This is a genomic window from Nevskia soli (genome assembly GCF_903970205.1).
In the GTDB taxonomy this organism is placed as follows: Bacteria; Acidobacteriota; Terriglobia; order Bryobacterales; family Bryobacteraceae; genus Bog-113.
On sequence record NZ_CAJCHS010000363.1, the window covers coordinates 1 to 3,437 of the forward strand.

The window sequence follows — 3,437 nt, forward strand, 5'->3', positions numbered from 1 at the left end:
CGCGTGGGAAGGACTTCGGGCTCATGCTCGCTGTCATCGTAATTGGGACGGAAGTCGACCGTCTCTTTGTCGATATCTTCGAGCAGCGCGGTGGCAATGCGCGAGAGCCGCGCTTCGGTGTACCGTTGTGCCGCGGGCGGGTCGCCATCCAGCGAACCGAAGTTGCCTTGCCCATCGACCAGCGGGTAGCGCATATTGAATGGCTGCGCCATGCGGACCAGCGAATCGTAGATGGGCGCGTCACCGTGCGGGTGGTACTTACCCATCACCTCACCGGTGATCTTCGCGGACTTGCGGGTGGGGCGATTGGGCGCGAGACCGAGCTCGTGCATGCCCCACAAAATACGCCGGTGGACAGGTTTGAGACCGTCGCGCACATCGGGAAGCGCGCGGCCCACGATCACGCTCATCGCGTAGTCGAGGTACGATTTGCGCATCTCGTCTTCGATGTTGATCGAGACGATGTTTTTGTCGTCACCGCCACCGTCGCCGCCGCCCGTTAAGGGCAGTTGAGGAGGGGCAGGAGGATTTTGAGGCGGTTGTTCCGAATCGGCCATGCTTTTAGGGGTTAAACCCTATTGTAGCAAGAATTTAGCGTGGCAGACGCTTTGCCGAAACTAGCGCGTCGAGGCGGTCGGCGGCGCTTTCAGATAACGGTCGTACCACGCGACATATCGCTGCAGCCGGTCGCGTTGATAGCTGGGCCGGTGAATGGCGTGATGCGCGCCCGGGTAGATGACCAGTTCGGTCGGGACGTTCAGCGTCTTCAGAGCCTGATACATCTGCTCGCCGCCGATCACGGGGACGTTGAAATCCTGATCGCCGCCAAGGAAAAGCGTCGGCGTATGAATGCGGTCGGCCTTGAAGAACGGATAGGAAAGCTTCAGCCAGCCTTCCGGATTCTTCCAGGGCGGCCCCACTTCACTGTCGTACTGAAAGACGTACTCATCGGAGCCGTACATCGAGATCTGATTGGCGCTTCCGGCCCCCGCAATTGCGGCTTTGAAGCGGCCATCGGTCGCGATCGTGTAGTCGGTGAGGATGCCGCCATAGCTCCAGCCTCCAATACCCAGATGATCGGGATCGGCGATCCCAGCAGATTGAACGTAGTCCATCGCCGCCAGCAGGTCTTCGACTTCAAGATGTCCCCAATCGTTGAAGATGCTCTCGCTGAACTTTTGCCCGCGGCCCGAACTGCCACGATAGTTCACGGACACCACGACGTACCCGGCGGCGGCCAGAAACTGGTGGTCGGCCATGAATTCGTGCTCGTCCTGCCCGTTCGGTCCGCCATGGATGCGCAACAGGGTTGGGTAGCGTTTCCCTTTCACGTATCCGGGCGGCAGCGTCAGCAAGCCGTGGACCTCCGTGCCGTCCGGGCTCTTGCAGCTGAAATCCTCAACCGGACTGAGCTGGATGGTGGAGAGCAACGCGTCGTTATGGTGCGTGAGCTGGCGCATGGATCCGCCATCGAGCGCGAAAATCTCAGGTGGTGCGGCATCGGTGGTGGCCGTCACCGCGATGTGCGATCCACCAATAGACTGCGAGTTGATGACCAGCTTCCCGCTTATCAGACGCTTGTAGGAGTCGCCGGAGAGCTCGAAACGAGCCGGATACTCCGATCGGTCATCTTCCACCAGAGCGACCACGGATTTGCCGTCAGGCGAAAAGAGCGGATCGGTTACTCCGCGATCGAGCTTGGAACTAATCAATTGCGCGGGCGAGCTTCCGTTGGTCGCGACTACGGCCAAACGGTTCAAGTTATAAGCGGTGTACTTCGGCTCGGTACCCTGAACATAGGCGATGAGTTTGCCATCGGGACTCCAGGAGGGCTTCCCGCCATTCGTTCCCTTGTAAGTGGTGAGGCGGCGCGGAGTCGCGTCGGGATGAGCGTCAACCACCCAGATATCCGTATGCTCTGACCGGTCGGGATCTTCATCCTGATTACTTACGAAGGCGATGCGGCTGCCGTCGGGCGACCAGACCGGGCTATCCTCATCGCTGCGCTTGAAGTTGGTCAACCGCTCCAGCTTTTGCGTGGCCACATCAAGTAAGTAGAGGCGCGAGTAGTGGAACCCCGCGATATAGCCTTCCTCATCCTGCTTAAAGTGATAGCGGTCGATGACGAGCGGCTTCGGCGGGGGCGGCGGGGCAGAAGAACTCTTGGCTGTTTCCGAGTTCGGATCATCCGATTCGCGCATCGCGACAACCATCCGCTTCGAATCGGGCGACCACTCGTAACCGAGGATATGTTCATTCTCTTTGAAGGCGGTAAACTGGCGCGGTTCCCCGCCCCGCCGGTCCATGAGCCAGATTTGCGAGCCCTTCGCTTTGCCGGGCCTCGAAGACACAAATGAAAGCCAGCGGCCATCCGGACTCCAGCGCGGAGTTGACTCGGATTCCGGGCTATAAGTCAGTTGGATATCCTGCGTGCCGTCCCAACTCGCCATCCAAAGGTTGGATGGACGCTTGTCGTTCTCTTTGTCGACCGTGCCCACCGTGTACACGATCCACTTACCGTCGGGCGAGAGTTGCGGTTCTCTGACGTCTTCCATACGGAAGATATCGTCCAATTGAATGGCGTGCCGCGCCGTAGTCTGGGCGCCGAGCAGCGCGCCGAACATCAAGATGACGGCTGCGTACAGGAAGGCTCGCATGCGAGGAGTTTAGCGCAGGCGCGCACGCGTTCCCAGCACTCGAGCTACGATGGGCCGTCAAAACGCAATTTTAGCCGATAGCTGTAGCTCTCGAGGCGTGCCCCGGCCCGTCGCGTAGTTACTGACGGTGGTGGTGATTGTGCCAAAGTTACTTTGCGACAAGTCCGCGTTCGGGGCGCCATATTGAGCCCGGTTGAAGACGTTGAATAAGTCGGCGCGTAACCGGATACTCATCCGCTCAGTAACGTGCGCGTACTTCGATAGACCCAGGTCAAGCTGCGAAATGCCCGGCGCTCGAAAAGCATTCCGCCCCAGATTGCCAAACGTTCCAGGAGCGGGAACGGAGAAGGCTGCTGGATTGATCCACTCCTGCGGCGTGGAGCCGCCGGGAGGAGTCAGCGACACTCCGGGGACAAGATTCGGCCGTTCTTCGCCGCTAATCGAGTACGAACCTGGAACCGAACTATTCGAGCGGTCGATCGTGATGTTCACCGGCAGTCCGGTCTGGGCGGTACCGATCGCGCTCAACTCCCAATCGCCAAAAATCGCCCGCAGCGCGCCGGGGCTGCTTAGATGCGGCCGTCCCGCGCCGAAAGGTAGTTGGTAAACACCGGAAAGGTTGAACATTTGGCGTACGTCATCATCGCTACTGGCTTTATCGCAAGCTCTGCAGAACGAGTCCTGAGGCGTATCCGACTCGCCTCCGCCGATGCTGCCGTCATTAATGGAATGCGACCACATGTAGTTGGATGACAGTAACACTCCGCTTTGAAACGCGCG

Annotated in this window: 2 protein-coding genes and 1 pseudogene; all 3 read right to left on the reverse strand. The window is 59.4% G+C overall.

The features are described from left to right. Positions 1-557: DNA gyrase subunit A (locus tag H1Y01_RS15850; RefSeq protein WP_301331920.1), on the reverse strand; the 557-nt coding region annotated here is incomplete at its 3' end. A 60-nt stretch (positions 558-617) separates the two neighbouring features. Then, complete coding sequence (locus H1Y01_RS15855) at positions 618-2,657, reverse strand: S9 family peptidase (protein ID WP_180541483.1); 2,040 nt, start codon at positions 2,655-2,657, stop codon at positions 618-620. A 57-nt stretch (positions 2,658-2,714) separates the two neighbouring features. Then, positions 2,715-3,437, reverse strand: a pseudogene (locus tag H1Y01_RS15860) (TonB-dependent receptor); the annotation flags it as partial.